This window comes from Acidovorax sp. NB1 (genome assembly GCF_005405905.1).
In the GTDB taxonomy this organism is placed as follows: domain Bacteria; phylum Pseudomonadota; class Gammaproteobacteria; order Burkholderiales; family Burkholderiaceae_C; genus Acidovorax.
Map to the genome: position 1 here is coordinate 254,308 of NZ_BJHU01000016.1, position 21,683 is coordinate 275,990.

Annotated in this window: 17 protein-coding genes and 1 pseudogene; 2 read left to right on the plus strand and 16 right to left on the minus strand. The window is 64.8% G+C overall.

Going from position 1 to position 21,683, the window contains the following annotated elements:
* Positions 1–39 precede the first annotated feature (39 nt).
* Positions 40–1,122: a DUF72 domain-containing protein gene (locus AvAM_RS07950; protein WP_171012161.1), complete on the minus strand. Its 1,083-nt coding sequence runs from the start codon at positions 1,120–1,122 to the stop codon at positions 40–42.
* Between the two features lie 62 nt (positions 1,123–1,184).
* The gene (locus AvAM_RS07955) at positions 1,185–1,589 is read right to left on the minus strand and encodes a hypothetical protein (RefSeq protein ID WP_137746552.1); all 405 of its coding nucleotides are present in this window, start codon (positions 1,587–1,589) and stop codon (positions 1,185–1,187) included.
* A 274-nt stretch (positions 1,590–1,863) separates the two neighbouring features.
* On the opposite strand from AvAM_RS07955, the gene AvAM_RS07960 reads away from it, so the two are divergent.
* Positions 1,864–2,904, plus strand: coding sequence for an RHS repeat protein (locus AvAM_RS07960; RefSeq protein WP_137746553.1), 1,041 nt, complete (start codon positions 1,864–1,866; stop codon positions 2,902–2,904).
* 269 nt (positions 2,905–3,173) lie between these two features.
* On the opposite strand, the pseudogene AvAM_RS07965 reads toward AvAM_RS07960, so the two are convergent.
* From AvAM_RS07965 to AvAM_RS08030, 14 genes and pseudogenes are all read right to left on the minus strand, one after another.
* A pseudogene (locus tag AvAM_RS07965) lies at positions 3,174–3,763 on the minus strand (IS5 family transposase); the annotation flags it as partial.
* 154 nt (positions 3,764–3,917) lie between these two features.
* Complete coding sequence (gene dgoD / locus AvAM_RS07970) at positions 3,918–5,066, minus strand: galactonate dehydratase (RefSeq protein WP_137746554.1); 1,149 nt, start codon at positions 5,064–5,066, stop codon at positions 3,918–3,920.
* Positions 5,067–5,123: 57 nt separating this feature from the next.
* On the minus strand, positions 5,124–5,783 hold the full coding sequence (locus AvAM_RS07975; RefSeq protein WP_137746555.1) for a 2-dehydro-3-deoxy-6-phosphogalactonate aldolase: 660 nt from the start codon (positions 5,781–5,783) through the stop codon (positions 5,124–5,126).
* On the minus strand, positions 5,780–6,832 hold the full coding sequence (locus tag AvAM_RS07980; protein ID WP_137746556.1) for a 2-dehydro-3-deoxygalactonokinase: 1,053 nt from the start codon (positions 6,830–6,832) through the stop codon (positions 5,780–5,782). Before AvAM_RS07980 ends, AvAM_RS07975 begins: the two co-directional genes overlap by 4 nt.
* 11 nt (positions 6,833–6,843) lie before the next feature.
* Positions 6,844–7,782 (minus strand): dihydrodipicolinate synthase family protein, encoded by a 939-nt coding sequence (locus tag AvAM_RS07985; RefSeq protein WP_137746557.1) that lies wholly within the window; start codon positions 7,780–7,782, stop codon positions 6,844–6,846.
* 118 nt (positions 7,783–7,900) lie between these two features.
* Positions 7,901–9,634: an IlvD/Edd family dehydratase gene (locus tag AvAM_RS07990; protein WP_137746558.1), complete on the minus strand. Its 1,734-nt coding sequence runs from the start codon at positions 9,632–9,634 to the stop codon at positions 7,901–7,903.
* Between the two features lie 49 nt (positions 9,635–9,683).
* Entirely contained in the window at positions 9,684–10,706 is a 1,023-nt protein-coding gene (yjfF, locus tag AvAM_RS07995; RefSeq protein WP_137746559.1) for a galactofuranose ABC transporter, permease protein YjfF, read from the minus strand.
* Positions 10,703–11,749, minus strand: coding sequence for an ABC transporter permease (locus AvAM_RS08000; protein WP_137746560.1), 1,047 nt, complete (start codon positions 11,747–11,749; stop codon positions 10,703–10,705). The genes yjfF and AvAM_RS08000 overlap by 4 nt, the downstream gene beginning before the upstream one ends.
* Positions 11,742–13,283: a sugar ABC transporter ATP-binding protein gene (locus AvAM_RS08005; RefSeq protein ID WP_137746561.1), complete on the minus strand. Its 1,542-nt coding sequence runs from the start codon at positions 13,281–13,283 to the stop codon at positions 11,742–11,744. Before AvAM_RS08005 ends, AvAM_RS08000 begins: the two co-directional genes overlap by 8 nt.
* A gap of 8 nt (positions 13,284–13,291) precedes the next feature.
* Positions 13,292–14,521 (minus strand): multiple monosaccharide ABC transporter permease, encoded by a 1,230-nt coding sequence (gene mmsB, locus AvAM_RS08010; RefSeq protein WP_137746562.1) that lies wholly within the window; start codon positions 14,519–14,521, stop codon positions 13,292–13,294.
* 1 nt (position 14,522) lies between these two features.
* A complete protein-coding gene (mmsA, locus tag AvAM_RS08015) occupies positions 14,523–16,040 on the minus strand; it encodes a multiple monosaccharide ABC transporter ATP-binding protein (RefSeq protein WP_137746563.1) in 1,518 nt (505 codons plus the stop codon).
* A 220-nt stretch (positions 16,041–16,260) separates the two neighbouring features.
* Positions 16,261–17,331, minus strand: a complete 1,071-nt coding sequence (gene chvE / locus AvAM_RS08020) for a multiple monosaccharide ABC transporter substrate-binding protein (protein ID WP_137746564.1) — start codon at positions 17,329–17,331, stop codon at positions 16,261–16,263.
* Positions 17,332–17,518: 187 nt separating this feature from the next.
* On the minus strand, positions 17,519–18,484 hold the full coding sequence (locus AvAM_RS08025) for an ABC transporter substrate-binding protein (RefSeq protein ID WP_137746565.1): 966 nt from the start codon (positions 18,482–18,484) through the stop codon (positions 17,519–17,521).
* Positions 18,485–18,722: 238 nt separating this feature from the next.
* Entirely contained in the window at positions 18,723–20,174 is a 1,452-nt protein-coding gene (locus tag AvAM_RS08030; protein WP_063462988.1) for an aldehyde dehydrogenase family protein, read from the minus strand.
* Between the two features lie 140 nt (positions 20,175–20,314).
* Here AvAM_RS08030 and AvAM_RS08035 point away from each other — a divergent pair, with 140 nt between their 5' ends.
* Positions 20,315–21,277: a LysR substrate-binding domain-containing protein gene (locus AvAM_RS08035; protein WP_015013820.1), complete on the plus strand. Its 963-nt coding sequence runs from the start codon at positions 20,315–20,317 to the stop codon at positions 21,275–21,277.
* Positions 21,278–21,683: the final 406 nt, after the last annotated feature.

Genomic DNA, 21,683 nt, shown 5'->3' on the forward strand with positions numbered 1-21,683 from the left:
AGCCGCGTTTGGGCTCTGAACCCGTGCAACTGGCAGTGCCTACCGCGCCCCCAGCTTCACGACCTCTTCCGCCACCCCCCGCACTGTCAGCGGCGCGCTGCCCTCGGCATGGTTGCTGATGGTCACCAGCGCGTTCTGTCCCCGGCCCGTGATGCCCGCAATCACCGCTGCCAGCGCCGCCCGCGTTTCCAGGTCCGGGTGGTGCAGCCGGTCGTAGGGTTCGTACAGCCGCTCGGCGTCTTCATAGCCATAAGGGCCATGCACCGGGTTCAGGTTCCAGCGACACACCAGGGGGCCGGGCCACAGCGCACGCAGCATGGGCAGCTGGGCCTGCAGGGGCGGCATCTTGGCGTGCAGGCCCAGGCAGTAGGTGGCGCACGCCTCGCGCAGCACGGCGGCAAAGTCGGGGGTCAGCCATTCGGGGTCGCGCACCTCCACCGCAATCACGCCATCGGGGGCCATCGGCGCGAGGGCTGGCAAGGCGAGCAGCATGGTGCGCAGGCGCTCCAGCAGCAGGGGCATGCGGTCCAGCTGTGCCAGGGGCAGGGGGCTGAGCTGAAACACCAGCGCCCCCAGCTTGTGCCCCAGACCTTGCAGCGCGGGCTCTACAAACTCGCTGCGTGCCAGCTCTGGGCTCAAGAACGCCGGGTTGGGCTGGCGGCCCCGGCCGTCCTCGCTGCGCACCAGCGCATCCGTCACCACGCTGGGCGCCTTCACCACAAACCGGAAGTCGTCGGGCACCTGCGACGCATAGCGCTCAAACTGGCTTGCCGTGAGCGGGCGGTAAAAGCTGCGGTCAATGCTCACCGTACGCATCAGCGGGTGCTGCGCATACACAGCCAGTCCTTGTTTGGAGAGCTGTGCGTCGGAGTGTTCCCCCTCCCACACGAGCCCTTTCCAGCCGGGGTAGGTCCACGACGAGGTGCCCAGCCGAAGCCGCGCAGGCAGGGCGGTGGCCAGGGCCTTCAATGCCTCGTCGGCAGCGATGGGGGCCACCACGCCAGACCGCTTGCGCCGCGCGGGAGCCTCGGCCTCCGGGGTGGGTTTTGGGGTGGACGCCTGCGCCGCAACATCTCCCACAGGGGGCTTGGGCAGCGCGTCACTAAACAGGTCGTCTTGCATGCGCAGTCAGTCAATCAGTCCGTCGGGCGTGAGGCCGGTGGGGCGTCGTGTGGCCGATGCCTTTAGAAGCCGCCAAACAACCCTCCTTCGTCAAGCAGGTCAAACGTGATCTGCGGCTGCGCATCCATGCTCTTCTTGATCGCCGCCGGAATGGCCTGCCGCGTCTTGCGGCACAGCCCCGGCTGCTCATGCACGAGGATCGCAATGCCACGCAGGCTGCGCACCTCATGCGGGCTTTGGGTGATCGACAGGCGAATGCCCAGCTGCTGCTCCATGCGCTCCTGCATCCTGCGCAGGTCTGCCAGGCTGCCCAGGTTCTCCAGCCGCTCCAGCATCTTTTTCTCTTCGGTGCGCGTGAGCATCAGGATGCGCACGTCGCCGCCCGGCGTCTGCAGCAAAGCATCCCGGTCGCAGACGCAGGTGCCGGGGGGGCATTCGGTGCGGATGGGGAAGGGGGGGAGGGACATGGGACGGTGCTGCGGGTAGGAGCAGTGCATTCTAGGGAGTCCCATGTGCCGGTGTAGCGAAACCGCACGCTCACTTGCTCAGCGGGGCAACCCTGATCGCCTACGCTGACGACTGCACCAGTCTGAGTTGTAACGCCAGCTCACTGCCACCGACTTCAGCAGCTACCAGTACGACGCGGCGGGGCGCATCCAGACCCTCACGCAAAAACTCTGGCGCCCGGCCAACACCAACCCCCAGGCCAGCACCATCAGCCAGGCTACCAGCACCTGGACGGTGCAATACAGCCCGGCAGGCCGCATCACCGGCTTTACCAAAACCACGGCGGCCAACGCCCCCGTGGATGCGGCCACCTTCTCGTACGACGCCAACGGCAACCGCACCGCCAGCACCCGCGACGTGGCAGCCAGCACCACCAGCCGCACCTACGGCGGCGACGCCAGCCACAACCGCCTGCTGGGCTTTGAGCAGACAGTCACCGCAGGCAGCAACAGCGCCAGCACCAGCGTCACCTACCAATACAACAGCGCAGGCGACCTGCTGGGCGACGGCCTGACCAGCTACTGCTACGACAGCGAAGGCCGCATGGAAAGCGCCCGCACCGGCCAGGGCGAAGACGCGCCCACCACCAAATACGCACACAACGGCCTGGGCCAGCGCGTGTTCAAGACGGAGCCGCTGTACAGCAACACCCAAAGCCGCGACAGCAAAAAGAACCTGAACAATCTGTTGGCTGATGAAGACGACAAGGAGACCCAGGCAGAACCCATCGGCCTGATCCAGCAAATCCTGAACTTCTTCAGCAAACTCTGGAGCCCCGGCACCAGCGACGCAGAAAAGCTGGGCTACAGCTACATCTACGCAGAAGACGGCAGCCTGCTGGGCGAATACGGCTCGGGCGGCAGCAACAGCACCGGCACAGCGCAATACATCTATTTACCCACCGCCAGCGGCCCCATGCCCATAGCGGCAGTGATCAAAGGCCAAACCTACGCCGTCCACAGCGACCACCTGAACACCCCCCGCAAACTCACCCAGCCCGACGGCCAAGTGGCCTGGAAATGGGCGTACAGTGCGTTTGGAGACGAACAGCCGACCATCGGGGCCAAGCGGTTCACCAGCGAGAGCACCAACCCGACCACGGGCGCCACCAGCATCCCGGAGGTCACGTTCAACCTGCGGTATCGGGGGCAGTACTTTGACCCCGAGATCAAGCTGCACTACAACTACTTCCGCAGCTACAGCCTGACGATGGGCTGGAGTTATACGCAAGGTGATCCGATTGGGCTGGATGGGGGAATCGATTTGCCTATGTGAAGATGAAGGGCGATCCGTTGCGGCTGAGCGATCCAAAAGGCTTGAATCCCAGCTTTGCTGGTGCTGGTCGGTATAGGAGCCCTCAGTTTTGCTATCTGCCAAGCGGATCTGAACTGCCGCCAAAATATGCAACAACTGGCTCAGCAGTGCGTCGATTCGGTCGGTCGGCTCAAGGGTTGGATGTTCAGTGATGGGGCAGATACCAAACCACCTCTATCGGACTACAAAGATGCCTTGGGCAAGGTCCATGATGAGGTTGGAAAGCAGCGATTACTGCTGGTGCCTCGCACGCTGTGCACCAACCCAGACTCGGCGTCCGCCCTGATGTGGGCCTTCATACCAAAGTACCACTCGTTGCCCTTCTTGCTTTGGTGCATCTCGGGGTCTCGTGCCTTGCCTTCGTTCTTGGTGGATGTTAGCGCTGCAATCAGCGTGGCATCCACTACCGTGCCTGCCTTGAGTTGCAGCCCTTTGGCTTGCAGCAGGGCATTGACAGTGGCAAGGATCTGATCTGCCAGGTTGTGGCGCTTCAGAAGATGCCAAAAGCGCAGGATGCTCGATTCACTGGGAATGTGTTCGTCCCAGTGTGACAGGCCCGCAAAGTCCCGAAAGGTGGGCACGTCGTGCAAGGCTTCTTCCATGGCCGGGTCGCTGAGCTTGAACCATTGCTGCATGAGTGGATGCGCAGCAGGGGCTGCACCGCAAAAGGTTGCTGGCCCCGGCGCCCGCTCTCTGGGGCGTAGGGTTCTATCAGCGAAACCAATTCGGCCCAGGGGACCACCAACTCCATGGCATCTAGAAATTCGCGCTTGCGAGTGCGCTTGACGGTGTTGCTTAAGCCCAGGCTGCGTTGCTTCATGCGCGGATTGTTCCGCTCCTGTATGCACAGCTCGCAGGGATTCGTGCAGAGGATCCCTGGGTAATTGCTAGTGTGTTAAAGCGACCTGTTGAATCCGCCGCCCAAAGCAGCTCACCCCCAGGCACCACCCTCCAAATCAGCTCATCACGTCCCCTCACCACTCCGCAAAACTCCCATCCTTGTGTCTCCACACCGGATTCCTCCACCGGTGTCCCTCCTGTGCCCGCTCGCGCACATAGTCCTCGTTCACCTCAATGCCCAACCCCGGTCCGTTCGGTATCGCCACCATCCCGTCTTCGTACGCAAACACCTCGGGGTTGGAAACATAGTCCATCAGGTCGTTGGCCTGGTTGTAGTGGATGCCAAGGCTCTGCTCCTGGATGAAGGCGTTGTAGCAAACCGCGTCCAGCTGCAGGTTGGCGGCCAATGCAATGGGCCCCAGTGGGCAGTGCAGGGCCAGGGCCACGTCGTAGGCCTCGGCCATGCTGGCGATCTTGCGGGTTTCGGTGATGCCACCTGCGTGCGATGGGTCGGGCTGGATGATGTCGGCGTAGCCGCCTTGCAGCACGCGCTTGAAGTCCCAGCGCGAGTACAGTCGCTCGCCTAGGGCGATGGGGGTGGAGGAGATGCGGGCGATCTCCTTCAGCGCCTCGTCGTGTTCGCTCAGCACGGGCTCTTCGACGAACATGAGCTTGTAGGGCTCCAGCTCCTTGACCAGCACCTTGGCCATGGGCCGGTGCACGCGGCCGTGGAAGTCCACGCCGATGCCCACGTTGGGGCCCACGGCCTCGCGCACGGCGGCCACGTTCTGCAGGCAGCGCTCCACCTTGTCGTAGCTGTCCACGTACTGCACTTCTTCGGTGCCGTTCATCTTCACTGCCGTGAAGCCGCGCGCCACGGCGGCCTGGGCTGCGGCCGCTGTCTCGCTGGGGCGGTCGCCGCCGATCCAGCTGTAGACCTTGATGTGGCTGCGCACATTGCCGCCCAGCAGCTCGGCCACGGGTACGCCCAGCGCCTTGCCCTTGATGTCCCACAGCGCCTGGTCGATGCCAGCCAGTGCGCTCATATGCACGCCGCCGCCCCGGTAGAAGCCGCCCCGATAAAGCACCGTCCAGTGGTCTTCGATGTGACGCGGGTCTTTGCCGACGAGGTAGTCCGCCAGCTCATCGACCGCAGCGGCCACGGTGTGGGCGCGGCCCTCCAGCACAGGCTCGCCCCAGCCGGTGATGCCTTCGTCGGTTTCGATTTTGAGGAAGCACCAGCGTGGCGGGACGATGAACGTGGTGAGTCGGGTGATCTTCATGGGGGCAGTGGAATGCGTTGCGAAACGCGGAGTTGTTGGGGACGAGTGGGCGGGCGTTCAGGCGGTAGCGGGCGAGGTGCCAAACGACGCCTGCCACGCCCGCGCAAACGCAGCAGCCTTGTGCGCCACTTCGGCGGCCTGGTCACCGGGCCGGTACAGGGCCGAGCCCAGGCCGAACCCGCTGGCACCAGCGGCGGCATACGGCGCGATGCTCTCGGGCACGATGCCGCCCACGGGCACCAGCGCCATGGGCGGCGTGATGACGGCGCGCCAGGCCTTGAGCACATGGGGCGGCAGGGCCTCGGCCGGGAAGAGCTTGAGCATGTTGGCGCCCGCCGCCAGCGCGGCATAGGCCTCGGTCAGCGTGGCCACGCCGGGCGCGCAGGCCATGCCAGCGGCGCGCGCGGCGCGGATCACATCGGGGTCGCTGTGGGGCATGACGATGATCTGCCCACCGGCTGCGGCCACATCGGCCACGGCCTCGATGGAGAGCACGGTGCCTGCGCCCACCAGGCAGTCTGCAGGCAGTGCGTCGCGCAGCGCGCGGATGCTGGCCAGCGGCTCGGGGGAGTTGAGCGGAACTTCGATGATGCGAAACCCTGCGTCGTACAACGCATGGCCGATGGCCACCACCTCGTGCGGCTGCACGCCGCGCAGGATGGCGATGAGCCCGCAGCGCTGCAGGATATGGAACAGGGCTTTGTCGATGGGGTTCATGCGGGCAGGCTCCCGACGGTGATGGGGGGTAAAGAAGAGGAGGATGCGGGCGCAACGACCAGCCCCGCCGCCAGCGCGATTTGCCACAGCCCGGTGGCCGTGGCCTGCGTGGCGATGGTGGGGGCGGCAAAGCCGTAGGTCTGCAATGCGATGGCGTAGCGGCGGCACAGGTCGGGCTCGCCGCAAAGCACCAGCGCCTGCGGTTTGGTTGGGGTTTGATCCTGTGCGCGTACCAGGCTGGCGACCTCGTGCCCGATCAGCAGGCCCGAGAGGTAGTCCGCTTGTGCGGTGGGCGCCAACGCGCCTGTGAGACCCAATGTGCGTGTGCTGAAGATGTGCGACAGCAGGCCCAGTGCAGCGTCACTTCCGCGCGCCACTTCCAGCCCGCGCGCAAAGGCCTCGTTGTCGGGGGCCGCTGCAGCCTGCATGGTCTTGCCCAAGATGGTGTGGCCGCGCAGGGTCGCAAACACCTCGCCGGTCATGAAAGTGTGGAACTGCTCGATGCGCCCCCGGCGTGCCAGCACCCATTTGCTGTGGGTACCGGGCAGGCCGATAAGCACGGGCGCGTCTGCAGGCAGTGCAAGGCCCGCCAGCACACCCAGCACCTGCGTTTCTTCACCGCGCATCACATTGGGCAGCGTGCCTTGCTGCAGCAGGCCCGGAACGATGTGCAGCGGCGGGCCATCGCGCCGTGCCACCAACGTCAGGCCCTGGGCCAGTGCATCGAGCGAGGTGGGCGCGGGCAAGTAATTGGCCTCGCGCCAGCCCTGGGCGCTGCCCACCATGCCGCAGGCCAGCAGGGGCAGGCCGGGTGAGGCGGCCAGCCAGTCGCCACAGGTGTCTTGCAGCGCGCGTTCAAATGCGGCGCCGGGTTCCGTATCGGCTACCTCGCTTGCGGCCGGGGGCAGGTTCATGATGCCCCAGGGGCGGTGCCGCGTCTCCAGCACCTCGCCATGCGCGCCCATGCGGAAGGCGCGCAACGCGCTGGTGCCCCAGTCCAGGGCAATCAGTCCCGCGTCGGCGGGCACCAGAAAACGTGCAGGCACCATGCGTTTCCTGCTTAGCGTGCCCAGCGCAGCACCAGCGGGTCCAGCCGCCGCGCGATGTCGATCAGGCCGCGCCGCACCTCGGGGTGCATGGCCGGGAAGGGATGGCGACCTGCCTCGCAAGTGATCACGCCGCCCTCCTTCATGAGCGCCTTGGCCGTCAGGATGCCGCCCTGGCGGTTCTCGTGGTTGATGAGGGGCAGCCAGCGCTGGTACAGCGCAAAGGCCAGGTCGGCATCGCCCTGGCGGTGCGCCTGGATGATGGGGCGGATGCCGTCTGGGAAAGCGCCACCCGTCATCGCACCCGTGGCACCGGCATCCAGGTCGGCCAGAAGCGTGATGGCTTCTTCACCGTCCCACGGGCCTTCGATGGCGTCGCCGCCCAGGCGGATCAGCTCGCGCAGCTTGCTGGCCGCCCCGGGCACTTCGATCTTGAAGTAGGCAAGGTTCTCGATCTCCTGCGCCATGCGTGCGAGGAACGGGGCCGACAGCACCGTGCCGCTGGCAGGTGCGTCCTGCACCATGATCGGGATGCTTATCGCATCGGATACACGGGCATAGAACTCGTAGATTTGTGCATCGGGAACGCGGAATGTGGCGCCGTGGTAGGGCGGCATGATCATCACCATGGCGGCACCCATGTCCTGCGCTGCGCGGCTGCGCTCGGCGCACACGCGGGTGCCGTAGTGGGTGGTGGTGACGATGACCGGCACGCGGCCCGCCACATGCTCCAGCGATGTGCGGGTGAGGACTTCGCGCTCGGCGTCCGACAGCGAGAACTGTTCGGAGAAGTTGGCCAGGATGCAGACGCCATCCACGCCCGCATCGATCATGAAGTCGAGACAGCGCTTCTGGCTGTCGAGGTCGAGCGTGCCGTCCTCATGGAACGTGGTGGGCACGACGGGGAAGATGCCTCGGTAGCGAGGGTTTTGGAGGGAATGGGGGGCTGGCATGGCGGGTGCGGGTGCGAGTAAGAATTTGAGTGAAATATGCATCTAGCGCCAATCGAATAGGCGCTGGTAGCTATTGAATTTGTAGCAATTGACTGCGGCGAGCGCCTCAGAGGGCACCTTAATGCGAGTGGCGGGGCACAGCAGCCCCCCGGCAGCCGACCAAGAAGTCAAAGTCGCAGCCATCGTCGGCCTGCAGCACATGGTCCACATACAGGCGCTGGTAGCCGCCGCGCCCGCCGTTGTCGGCGCCCGCCAATGCAGCCAGGCGTGTTGCCAGCTCCTCGTCGCTGATATCCAGGTGCAACCGGCCGTTGTCGCAGTCCAGCTCGATGAAGTCGCCGTCGCGCACAGCAGCCAGGGGGCCGAGTGCAGCCGCCTCGGGTGCCACGTGGAGCACCACGGTGCCGTAGGCGGTGCCGCTCATGCGGGCGTCGGAGATGCGCACCATGTCCTTCACGCCCTGGCGCAGCAGCTTGGGCGGCAGGCCCATGTTGCCCACCTCGGCCATGCCGGGGTAGCCCTTGGGGCCGCAGTTCTTGAGCACCATCACGCAGCTGGCGTCGATGTCCAGGTTCTCATCGACGATGCGCTCCTTGTAATGCTCCAGGTTCTCGAACACCACGGCGCGGCCCCGGTGCTTGAGCAGCTCGGGCGAGGCGGCCGAGGGCTTGAGCACCGCGCCACGCGGCGCCAGGTTGCCGCGCAGGATGCAGATGCCGCCGTCGGCAATCAGCGGGTTGTCGATCGGGCGGATGACTTCGTCGTTGTACTGCGGGGCTTCGCGCACGTTGTCCCACAGGCTCTTGCCGTTGACGGTGAGGGCATTGGGGTGGGGCAGCAGGTTGTTCTCGCCCAGGCGGCGCAGCACAGCGGGCAGCCCGCCTGCGTAGTAGAACTCTTCCATCAGGAAGCGGCCCGAGGGCTGCAGGTCCACCAGCGTGGGCGTGCCCCGGCCGATGCGGGTCCAGTCCTCGAGGTCCAACTGCACGCCAATGCGGCCTGCGATGGCCTTGAGGTGGATGACGGCGTTGGTCGATCCGCCGATGGCAGCGTTGGTGCGGATGGCGTTCTCGAACGCTTCGCGCGTCAGGATTTTGGAGAGCGTGAGCCCCTCGTGCGCCATCTCCACAATGCGTTTGCCCGACATGTGGGCCAGCACATAGCGGCGCGCATCCACGGCTGGGATAGCGGCGTTGTGCGGCAGCGATGTGCCCAGCGACTCGGCCATGCAGGCCATGGTGCTGGCCGTGCCCATGGTGTTGCAGGTTCCGGCGGAGCGGGACATGCCCGCCTCGGCCGCAAAGAACTGGTGCTCGTTGATCTCGCCCGCCTTCAGCGATTCGTGCAGGCGCCACACGGCCGTGCCCGAGCCGATGTCTTTGCCGTCGAGCTTGCCGTTGAGCATGGGCCCGCCCGTGACCACGATGGCGGGCACGTCGCAGCTGGCCGCGCCCATCAGCAGCGCGGGCGTGGTCTTGTCGCAGCCCACCAGCAGCACCACGGCGTCGATGGGGTTGCCGCGAATAGCCTCTTCCACATCCATGCTGGCCAGGTTGCGCGTGAGCATGGCCGTGGGGCGCAGGTTGGATTCGCCATTGGAGAACACCGGGAATTCGACCGGAAAGCCGCCCGCCTCGTAAATACCGCGTTTCACATGCTCGGCAATCTTGCGAAAGTGAGCATTGCACGGGGTCAGTTCGGACCAGGTGTTGCAGATGCCGATCACGGGGCGGCCGTCGAAAGCATGGTCGGGGATGCCCTGGTTCTTCATCCAGCTGCGGTACATGAAGCCGTTTTTGTCGGCGGTGCCGAACCATTCGGCGGAGCGGAGTTTGCGCTTGGGGGTGGTCATGGTGGGGTGCGAGAGAAAGAGGAGAAATGAAGAATCAACGGGCCTTGCCCTAGCGGCGCGAAAGCAGCCGCTGCAGCAGGCAGAAAGCGAACAGCAGCACACCGACGACGATGCGCGTCCACCAGGAGCTGAGCGTGCCGTCGAAGGAAATCAGGGTCTGGATGATTCCGAGCATGAGCACGCCAAACAGCGTGCCCGCCACATAGCCCACACCGCCGGTGAGCAGCGTGCCGCCAATGACCACGGCGGCAATCGCATCCAGCTCCATGCCCACGGCATGCAGGCCATAGCCCGACAGCATGTAGAACGTGAACACCACACCCGCCAGCGCCGAGCAAAAGCCCGAGAGCGTGTAGACGCCAATGAGCGTGCGGCGCACCGGTAGGCCCATGAGCACAGCCGAATGCTCGCTACCGCCCACGGCATACACACTGCGGCCAAAGGGCGTGCAGTGCGCCACAAACAGCGCCACCAGCAGCACCGCGATGGCAATGAGCGCGCCCAGCGATAGCGATGCGCCTTCCCACAGTGGCAGACGCCACTGGGCCAGCTCCGAATAGCCCTCGTGCGTGATGCTGATCGAGTCGATGCTGATCAGGTAGCACAGCCCGCGCGCCAGGAACATGCCGGCCAGCGTGACGATGAACGGCTGCAGCCGAAAGCGCTCGATGAGGAAACCCATGAACGCGCCAAACGCCGTGCCCATCAGCAGCACCAGCGGGATGGCGACCATCGGGTTCCAGCCCCGGTGCTCCACCAGCGCAGCCAGCACCATGGTGGAGAGCGCCACCACCGAGCCCACCGAGAGGTCGATGCCGCCCGACAGGATCACGAAGGTCATGCCCACCGCCACGATGATGAGGAAGGCGTTGTCGATCAGCAGGTTGAGGAACACCTGGGCCGAGAAGAAGCCGGTGTACAGCACCGAGCCCAGCGTGGCCATGGCCACGAACAGCGAGATGGTGGCAGCCAGCGGCAGGTACTTGGGGTTGAACCGCGCGCGCGCATCGGCGGCCGGTGGGGCAGGGGGGCTCACGCTGCTGAAGCCTGCAGTCTTGGGCACGGCGCTCATTGCAAGGCTCCCGCGCCAGGACGGCGTGCCAGCGCGCCGACTTGCGCCCGGAACTCGGGCGACTGCAGCAGCATCACGATGAACACCACCACGGCCTTCACTACCAGGTTGATCTCGGGCGGCACGCCCAGCGAGTAGATGGCGTAGGTCAGCGTCTGGATGATGAGCGCGCCAATCACGCTGCCCACCAGGCTGAAGCGTCCGCCGGTCAGGGCGGTGCCGCCTAGCGTAACGGCCAGGATGGCGTCCAGCTCCAGCAGCTGCCCGGCGTTGTTGCCGTCCGCGCTTTTCACGTTGGAGCTGATGAGCAGCCCCGCAATGCCCGCGCACACGCCGCAGAACACATAGGCCGCCACAATGAGTCGCCCCGCCTGAACGCCCGCCACGCGCGCTGCCGTGGGGTTGATGCCCACCGCCTGGATGAACAGACCCAGCGCCGTGCGCGTGATGGCCAGGTACAGCACGGCAAAGACCACAGCCACCACAAACAGCGAGAAAGGCAGCCCCGCCAGGTACCCGCCGCCCATGAAGAAGTAGGGCGTGTAGTAGATGGTGATGATCTGCCCGTCGGTGATGAGCTGGGCAATGCCCCGGCCCGCCACCATGAGGATCAGCGTGGCAATGATGGGCTGCATGCCCACCTTGGCCACCAGCACGCCGTTCCACAGCCCGCACAGCAGTGCGATGCCGATGGCGCCCAAGATGGCGACTGGGAGTGGAAACCGGCTTTCGTTGCCCGATACCGAGCCGCCGATCAGCCACGCTGCCACGGCCGCTGCAATGGCCACCGTCGCACCCACGGAGATGTCGATGCCGCGCGTTGCGATCACCAGCGTCATGCCCAGCGACACCAGCACCAGCGGTGCGGCGCGGTTCAGGATATCGATGAGGCTGCCGTATAGGTGGCCGTCGCGCCATTCGATGTGCAGGAAGCTGCTGTTGAAGACGGTGTTCACGATCAGCAGCAGCGCCAGCGTGATCAGCGGCCAGGCCAGGCGGTGGCGCAGCAGCGCCACCAAAAGGGAAGGGGAGCGTTCAGACATGTTCGGCAGCAATCAGGTCGTAGACGGCGTCTTCGCTGCTGCCCGCTGGCAGCTCACCCACCTTGCGGCGGTCGCGGAGCACCACGATGCGGTGCGCCACGCGCACCACCTCGCTCATTTCGGAAGAGATGAACAGCACGGCCATACCCGCCTGTGCCAGGCGCAGGATCTGGTCCATGATTTCCTGCTTGGCGGCCACGTCGATGCCGCGCGTGGGTTCATCCAGGATGAGCAGGCGCGGCTCGATGGCCATCCATCGCGCGAGGATGGCCTTCTGCTGGTTGCCGCCCGACAGCAGGCCGATGGGCTTGTCCACTGTCTCGGTCTTGATGCCCAGCAGCTTCACGTAGCGTTCGGCCAGCGCCGTCTGCTCGGCGCGCGAGAGGAATTTGCCCACGCCCATGCGGGCCTGCAGCGCCAGTGCAATGTTCTCGCGCACCGACAGCTCGGCCACGATGCCGTCGGTCTTGCGCTCCTCGGGGCAGAGGGCCAGGCCGTGGCGAATCGCGTCCATGGGGTTCGCAAACTTCACCACCTGCCCGTCGATGCGCAGTGCGCCCCGGTCGGGCTGCTCCAGGCCAAACAGCAGGCGCGCCAGCTCGGTACGGCCCGAGCCCAGCAGCCCGGCCAGACCCACCACCTCGCCCGCGCGGATTTGCAGGTCCAGCGGCTGCAGTTGCGTGTCCTGCCCCAGCCCCTCGGCTTGCAGCAGCGTGGCTTGGCGGCTGTCCACAGCGGGTGCTGGTGCGGGTTGTTCCGACGCAGCCGCCATGTCGCGGCCCAGCATGGCAGCAATCAACGCCTGCGGGCCCAGGTCCTTGGCCAGCCACTCGCCCACCCAGCTGCCATTGCGCAGCACGGTGATGCGGTCGGACACGGCATACACCTGGTTCAAAAAGTGCGTCACAAAGACAATAGACAGCCCCTCGCTGCGCAGGCGCCGCAGCACCTCAAAGAGCTTTTGCACTTCGTCGTCGTCCAGGCTGGAGGTGGGTTCGTCCAGGATCAACACACGCGATTCGATGCTGAGTGCGCGCGCAATCGCCACCAGCTGTTGCACGGCCACGGGGTAGTCCGACAGCAGGCGCGTCACGTCGATCTGCAGCCCGATGCGCGCCACTAGGTCACGGGCGCACTGGTGCAGCGTGGCCCAGTCGATGCGAAAGCCCTGCGCAATGCCGCAGCGCGGGTAGCGGCCTGCAAAGATGTTCTCGGCCACCGAGAGGTTGGGGCAGAGGTTGACCTCCTGGTACACCGTGCTGATGCCCAGGCGCTGCGCGGCCAGCGGCGAGTCTGGCCAAACGGCTTCACCGCCCAGACGCATCTGGCCGCCGCTGGCCTCCAGCACGCCCGTCAGCACCTTGATCAGCGTGGACTTGCCCGCACCATTTTGCCCCATCAGCGCATGGATCTCGCCAGGGTAGAGGTTGAACTGCACATCGCGCAACACGGTGATGCCCGCAAACTGTTTGTGGATGCCCGAGAGCTGCAGCACCGGGGCAGCAGCAGGGGCGGGGGCGGTGGATGCGTCCATGGCGGCCATCACGCCTTGTTCTTGTTGTAGACATCGACCAGCACGGCGGCGAGCAGCACCACGCCCTTGATGACCTGCTGGTAGTCGATGCCGATGCCCAGGATGGACATGCCGTTGTTCATCACGCCCATCACAAAGGCGCCGATCACCGCGCCCATCACCTTGCCCACGCCGCCCGAGGCCGATGCGCCGCCGATGAAGCAGGCTGCAATCACGTCCAGCTCAAAACCCAAGCCGGCCTTGGGCGTGGCGGTGTTGAGCCGCGCCGCAAACACCAGCCCGGCCAGGGCCGCCAGCACGCCCATGTTGATGAAGGCGTAGAGCGTGAGCCGCTCGGTTTTGATGCCAGAGAGCTTGGCCGCCTTCTCGTTGCCGCCCATGGCGTAGATGCGGCGGCCGATGGTGGTGCGGCTGGTGACGAAGTCGAACAGCACGATCAGCAGCGCCATCACGATGAGCACGTTGGGCAGGCCCTTGTACGAGGCCAGCAGGTAGCTGAAGTACACCAGCAGCCCGCCAAACACCACGGTACGTGCAATGAACAGGCCCGCAGGCTCTGTCTGCACGCCATGGCGCAGCCGGTTGGCGCGCTGGCGCAGGCCGCCCACGGCTAGGGCTGCAGCCACGGCCGCGCCCAACAGCAGCGAGGTCATGCGCAGCCCTTCCACACTGAACAGGTCGGGGATGAAGCCCGAGCTGAGCATCTGGAAGGCCGAGGGGAACGGCCCCACCGACTGCCCCGCCAGCAGCGCCAGCGCCAAGCCCTTGAACACCAGCATGCCCGCCAGCGTGACGATGAACGAGGGGATGCGCGAGAACGCCACAAAGCTGCCTTGAATGGCGCCAATGACCCCGCCGCACAGCAGGCACACCAGCGTGGCAGGCACAAAGTGCCAGTTGTATTCGACCATCAGCACCGCTGCCAGCGCGCCGATAAAGCCACACACAGACCCCACCGATAGGTCGATGTGCCCGGCCACGATGACCAGCAGCATGCCCAGCGCCATGATGACGATGTAGCTGTTCTGCAGCACCAGGTTAGTGAGGTTCAAGGGCTGCATCAGCGTGCCCTCGGTCATGTACTGGAAGAAGCCCATGATGGCCACCAGCGTGATCAGCATGCCGTATTCGCGCAGGTTGTGCTGGAGGTGCTGTAGCAGCGATTTGTCGTGCCGCGCCGCAGTTGTTGGGTTTCCGTCGGCCAGCGTGCTGGCGGGGGGATGGGTGGTCTGGCTCATATCAACTGGCTTTCACAATCGCTCGCATGATCTTTTCTTGCGAGGCCTCTGAAGTTGGCATCTCGGCCACAAAGCGGCCTTCGTTCATCACATAGATGCGGTCCGTGATGCCCAGCAGCTCTGGCATCTCCGAAGAAATCACGATCACACACTTGCCCTCGGCCGCCAGCTGGGCGATGAGCGTGTAGATCTCGTACTTGGCGCCCACGTCGATGCCGCGCGTGGGCTCGTCGAGGATGAGCACTTCGGGGCTGGTAAACAGCCATTTGCTCAGCACCACTTTTTGCTGGTTGCCGCCCGACAGGTTCAGCGTCTTCTGGTCCACGCCCGAGCAGCGGATGCGCAGCTTCTCGCGGTAGTCCTGCGCCACGCGGTGCTCCTGCCCGCTGTCGATCACGCTGGCGAACGACACACCCGGCAGGTTGGCCAGCGAGGTGTTGAACTGGATGTCTTCGTTCAGCACCAGGCCATTGCCCTTGCGGTCTTCGGTCACATAAGCCAGGCCGTGACTCACGGCTTTCTCTACCGTGCTCACATCGATGGGCTGGCCGTGCAGCCGCACCTCGCCGCTGATGCGCTGGCCCCACGAGCGGCCAAAGATGCTCATGGCCAGCTCGGTGCGGCCTGCGCCCATCAGGCCTGCGATGCCCACGATCTCGCCGCGCCGCACGTTCAGGTCGATGCCCTTGAGGTGCTCGCGATCGCTGCGCTGCGGGTGGTGGGCGCGCCAGTTGCGCACCTCAAAAACAATCTCGCCCACCTGAGGCTGGCGCTGCGGATAGCGGTCGCTCATCTCGCGGCCCACCATGGCCTGTATCACGCGGTCTTCGCTCACCGGGCCTTCGCGGCAGTCCAGCATCTGTACGGTGCTGCCGTCGCGCAGCACGGTGATGGCATCGGCCACGCGCGAGATTTCGTTGAGCTTGTGCGAGATCAGGATGCAGGTGATGCCCTGGGCTTTCAGCTCCAGCAACAGGTCCAGCAGGGCCTGGCTGTCGTTCTCGTTCAGGCTGGCGGTGGGCTCGTCCAGGATCAGCAGGCGCACCTTGCGCGACAGCGCCTTGGCAATCTCCACCAGCTGTTGCTTGCCCACCCCCAGTTGGCCCACTGGCGTGTCGGGCGATTCGCGCAGGCCCACCTTGTGCAGCAGCGCCTGGGCGCGGCTGTGGGCGGCCATCCAGTCGATGACGCCGTGCCGCGCGGTTTCGTTGCCCAGGAAGATGTTCTCGGCAATCGACAGCAGCGGTACTAGCGCCAGCTCCTGGTGAATGATGATGATGCCCAGGTGCTCGCTGTCGCGGATGCCCGCAAACTGGCGCTCCTGCCCGTCGAACAGGATCTGGCCGCTGTAGCTGCCGTGCGGGTACACACCCGACAGCACCTTCATCAGCGTGGATTTGCCCGCCCCGTTTTCGCCGACGATGGCATGGATCTCCCCGGCCTGCACCTGCAGGTTGACCTGGTTCAGCGCCACCACGCCGGGGAAGGTTTTGCGGATGTTCCGCATTTCAAGAAGCATTGCTCGGGCTCGTTGAGGAAATATGGGTATGTCCTCTGGGATCTCAGAGGGGAGGGGCCAGGACCACCGATCAGCGTTCCAAAGCCCCTCCGCACGTTGCACTTAGCGGCTCACAAAACTCAGCGAAGCGGTTCTGGCTAGGCGCTGCGTCGCAGGCAGTACGGTCAGTACGACAAGACGTAGCAACAACGCCAGAAGAGTTTTTTGAGCCGCGCCCCGCTCACTTGATTTGGGACTCTTTGTAGTACCCGCTGCCGACCAACACCGCGTTCCAGTTGGAGGAATCCACCGCCACCGGCTTGAGCAGGTACGACGGCACCACCTTCACGCCGTTGTTGTAGGTCTTGGTGTCGTTGATTTCAGGCTGCTTGCCGGTCAGCACGGCGTCCACCATGTTGGCGGCCACCTTGGCCAACTCGCGGGTGTCCTTGAATACGGTGGAAGACTGTTCGCCCTTGAGGATGGACTTGATGGAAGGCACCTCAGCGTCTTGGCCGCTGACCACAGGGCAGGGCTGCTGGGCGGTGCAGTAGCCCACGCCCTTGAGGGAGGACAGGATGCCGATGGAGATGCCGTCATAGGGCGACAGCACCGCATGCACTTTGTCCTTGCCGTAGTAGGCCGACAGCAGGTTGTCCATGCGCGCCTGGGCCACTGAGCCGTCCCAGCGCAGCGTGCCCACCTTGTTCATGCCGGTCTGCTTGCTGCGCACCACAAGCTTGCCGCTGTCGATGTAGGGCTGCAGCACGCTCATCGCGCCGTCGTAGAAGAAGAAGGCGTTGTTGTCGTCGGGCGAACCGCCGAACAGTTCGATGTTGAACGTGCCCTTGCCTTGCTTGAGGCCCAACTTGTCCACGATGGACGTGGCCTGCAGCACGCCCACCTGGAAGTTGTCGAACGTGGCGTAGTAGTCCACGTTCTTTGATCCCTTGATGAGGCGGTCGTACGCAATGACCTTCACGCCCTTGTCGGCCGCACTTTGCAGCACGCGCGACAGCGTGGTGCCGTCAATCGACGCGATCACCAGCACCTTGGCGCCCTTGGTGATCATGTTCTCGATCTGCGCCAACTGGTTGGGGATGTCGTCTTCGGCGTACTGCAGGTCGGTCTTGTAGCCCCGGTCCTTGAGCACCTTGACCATGTTGTCGCCATCGGCAATCCAGCGCGCTGAGGACTTGGTGGGCATCGAGATGCCGATGGTGCCCTTGTCCTGGGCCGATGCCACGGACGTGGCTCCGATGGCAGCCAGTGCCACGGTGGCCAACACGGCCTTGAAAATTGCACGCTTCATTTGAGTCTGTCTCCTGATGTTGTTTTGATTTGATTGCCGCTTGGATGCGTCACGGCCTTACGAAACTGTCGCGGCCCAGTGCCAGAGCCACCGCCCAAGGGCCGCCCCGCCGGGCCGGTGGCGTCCCCCTTCCCGCATCGCGCAGCGATGCGAGAGAAAGGGGGAAGGCGCGCAGCGCCTCAGGGGGTTAATACTTGCGGTTAGGCATTTCCTTCGCCGCCACTTCCATCGGGAAGATGCCTTCTTCGGTCACGATGCGCTTGGGCACCGCCTTGCCTGCCTTGATGTCCTTGACGGCGCTCATCAGCTGCGGGCCCAGCAGGGGGCTGCACTCCACGCTCACGTTGAGCTTGCCGGCGATCATGGCTTCGAAGGCGCCCTTCACCGCGTCGATGGAGATGATCACGATGTCCTTGGCAGGCTTCATGCCGGCCTCTTCGATGGCTTGGATGGCGCCAATCGCCATGTCGTCGTTGTGCGCGTACAGCACATTGATCTTCTTGCCCTCGGCCTTCAGGAAGGCTTCCATCACTTCCTTGCCCTTGGCACGGGTGAAGTCGCCGGTCTGGCTGCGGATGATCTTGAACTTGGGGTCGGCCTTGATGACTTCTTCAAAGCCCTTCTTGCGGTCGATGGCAGGGGCGGAGCCCACGGTGCCTTGCAGCTCGACGATGTTGACCTCGCCCTTCTGGTCCTTCATCTTCTCCACCAGCCAGCGGCCGGCCTTGCGGCCTTCTTCCACAAAGTCCGAGCCCATGAAGGTCACATACAGCGACGTGTCCTTGGTGTTCACTGCGCGGTCGGTCAGCACCACGGGGATCTTGGCGGCCTTGGCCTCGCGCAGCACGGGCTCCCAGCCCGACTCCACCACGGGCGAGAACGCAATCACGTCCACCTTCTGCGCGATGAACGAGCGGATGGCCTTGATCTGGTTCTCCTGCTTTTGCTGCGCGTCCGAGAACTTCAGCTCGATGCCCGCCTCCTTGGCGGCCGACTTGATGGACTCGGTGTTGGCTGTGCGCCATTCGCTCTCGGCCCCCACCTGGCTGAAGCCCAGCACGAGGGGCTTTTGCGCCCAGGCGGCGCCGGGCAGCAAGGCAGCCACGGGCACGCTGGCCAAGGCGGCAGCAACGGTGCGGCGGTTCATTTTCATCATCTTGTCTCCTGTCTGTAATGGTTGGTTGACGACGGTTGCGGGATGGAAAAGCAGCGATGGGATGAAGGATGGTTCAGAAGGTTGGAAGGAATCCAGCGTGCCAGAGCAGGTTGCCAAAACGCTTCCGCTCTAGGCGCAAAGCGCAGTCATAGCTCGGGCTATGGCGAGCATTTGCAACGACGAGCGGGAGTGTTTTGGCGACATGAGCGGGCATGTTGGGTTCCTTCCCACCTTCTTAGGCCAGCATGTAGCCCGTCTTGACGGTGGTGTAGAACTCGGCCGCGTAGCGCCCCTGCTCGCGGGCGCCGTAGCTCGACTCCTTGCGGCCACCAAAAGGCACATGGAAGTCCACACCCGCCGTGGGCAGGTTCACCATGGTCATGCCCACGGCAGCGTGGCGCTTGAAGTGCATGGCGCGCTTGAGCGATGTGGTGCAAATGCCCGCGCACAGGCCAAAGGGTGTGTCGTTGGCCAGGGCCAGCGCGTGGTCGTAGTCATCAGCCCGCAGCACGCAGGCCACGGGGCCAAAGATTTCCTCGCGCGCCACGCGGTGCTCGGGGCGGGCCAGGAAGAGGGCGGGGCTCATGTAATGGCCTGGGGTGGGGCGCTCCAGGCGCTCGCCACCCCAGACATGCTCCGCTCCCTCGCTCTTCGCAATGTCGATGTAGCCCAGGTTCTGCGCCAGCTGGTTGTCGTCCACCACCGGGCCCATCTCGGTGCCGCGTTCCAGCGCGTGGCCCACCTTCAGGCTGGCCAGCCGGTTGCGCAGACGGGCCACAAAGGCGTCGTGCACCTCGGCCTCGACGATGAGGCGGCTCGACGCTGTGCAGCGCTGGCCGGTGGAGAAGTACGAGCCCTGTAGCGCGCAGTCCACCGCCTGGTCCAGGTCGGCGTCGGCCAGCACGATGAGCGGGTTCTTGCCGCCCATTTCCAACTGCACCTTAGCGCGGCGCTGGCTGGCGGCGCGCAGGATGCGGTCGCCCGTGGCGACGGAGCCGGTAAAGCTCAGCGCGTTGACCAGCGGGTGATCCACCAGCGTCTGCCCCACCTCGCGGCCGCTGCCCATGATGAGGTTGAACGCACCGGCGGGCAGGCCGCTGCGGCTGATGATTTCGGCCAGCGCCCAGCCACAGGCGGGCACCAGCTCGGCGGGTTTGAACACCACGGTGTTGCCATAGGCCAGGGCCGGGGCGATCTTCCAGGCCGGGATGGCGAACGGGAAGTTCCACGGCGCGATGATGCCTACAACGCCCACGGGCTCGCGGGTCACATCCACCTGCACACCCTGGCGCACGGAGGCCAGCAGCTCGCCCTGAATGCGCAGCGCCTCGCCTGCAAAGAATTTGAAGATCTGCCCGCTGCGCGCCACCTCGGCCACGCCTTCGGGCAGGGTCTTGCCCTCTTCACGCGCCAGCAGCGCGCCCAGCTCGTCCTTGCGGGCCAGCAGCTCGCTGCCGATCATGTCCAGCACGTCGGCGCGGCGTTGGGGCGTGCTCTGGCTCCAGGTGGGCAGGGCATCGGCTGCGGCGCGCACCGCCAGCTCGGTCTGGTTGCGGTCGGCGCGGGCATATTCGGCCACCACCTCGCGGGTGTCCGACGGGTTGGTACTGATGCCGGTGGTGGTGCCGATTTCCCACCGGCCATTGATCAGGTGCCGGGGGCTGAGCTGGAGGTCGCCGAGCTTCATGGAGAGGAGCCTTTGTTGCAGTTGCGGCGAAGTCTATGGAAGGTTTTGATATCAATCCAATCGTTTTTTAGACAAAATACATATCGTTCTTTGCATTCTGGAAAACCCCTCCTTCTCTTCCTGCTGCTGCCACACCGTCCATGAGTACCTACAACCACTGGTTCATCCGCGCCCGCCTCAAGACGCGCCAACTGCTGCTGCTGGTGGCCCTGGCCGAAGAGGGCAACATCCACCGCGCCGCCCAGGTGCTCAGCATGACCCAGCCCGCCGCGTCCAAGCTGCTCAAGGACCTGGAGGACGTGCTGGAGGTGTCGCTGTTCGACCGCTTGCCGCGCGGCATGCGCCCCACCTGGTATGGCGAAACGATGATTCGCCACGCGCGCATGGCCCTGGCCAACCTGAACCAGGCGCATGACGAGATCGGTGCGCTCAAACGCGGGCACTACGGCCAGGTGGGCATCGGCGCCATCACCTCACCGGGCCTGAGCCTGCTGCCCGCCGCCGTGGCGCAGGTCAAGCAAGAGCACCCCAGCCTGCGCATTTCGCTCGACATCGAAACCAGCCCGGTGCTGCTGGAGCGGCTGGAGCAGGGCAAGCTCGATATCGTGGTGGGCCGCCTGTATGAGGAGCACGACAAGGAGAACCTGCGCTATGAGTCCCTGACGGAGGAGCTGGTCTGCGCCATGACCCGCCCGGGCCACCCGCTGTCGAGCATGAGCGGGCTGACGCTGCGCGATGTGGTGTCGGCCAGCTGGATCGTGCCGCCTGCGGGCAGCGTGCTGCGGCACCGGTTTGACCTGATGTTCCAGCAGGACGGGCTGGCGCCGCCGCTGCACACGGTGGAGACATCGGCCCTGTTGTTCATCACGCGCATGCTGCAGCAGAGCGACATGATTGCGGTGGTGGCGGAGGATGTGGCGCGCTATTACGCGGCGCATGGGATCGTGACGGTGTTGCCGCTGGCGATGCCGTGCCATATGGATGCGTTTGGAATCATCACGCGGGCAGACCGGCTGTTGTCGCCGGCGGCGAAGGTGATGATGAAGGCGTTGAAGCAGACGAGTCTGGTGCAGTATGGGCGGAGGTTGGAGGTAGGTGATTGATTTTTTTGGTTGAAATGGATGCCGCCGCCTGCTGGTAAAGCGTTAATAGCTATTGTTTTTGTAGTGAATGCCTGCTGGCTGTGAGGGGCGGGGCTGTCGAAGTTCATGTGGCTTGCGAACCGTTCGGTCTGAGCTTGTCGAAGCCTTGGCGTGCTGGTCTTTAGAGCATGCTTGGGTTCAGGGCGGAGGCCGGGTTGTCGCCCCGGCGGGCGACTCACTTTCTTTTGCTTCGCCTGTTCAGACCGGACACATGGGTAACAGGTGTGCGGGGACATAGGAAACACTTCTCCTTGGCAAACCCTGCCCAGGAGAAACCTATGCCTTGGCAACCGAGAGATCTCATGTCCACCCAACGAGAGTTTGTGCAACTGGCACTGCAGGAAGGCGCCAACCGGCGCGAGCTGTG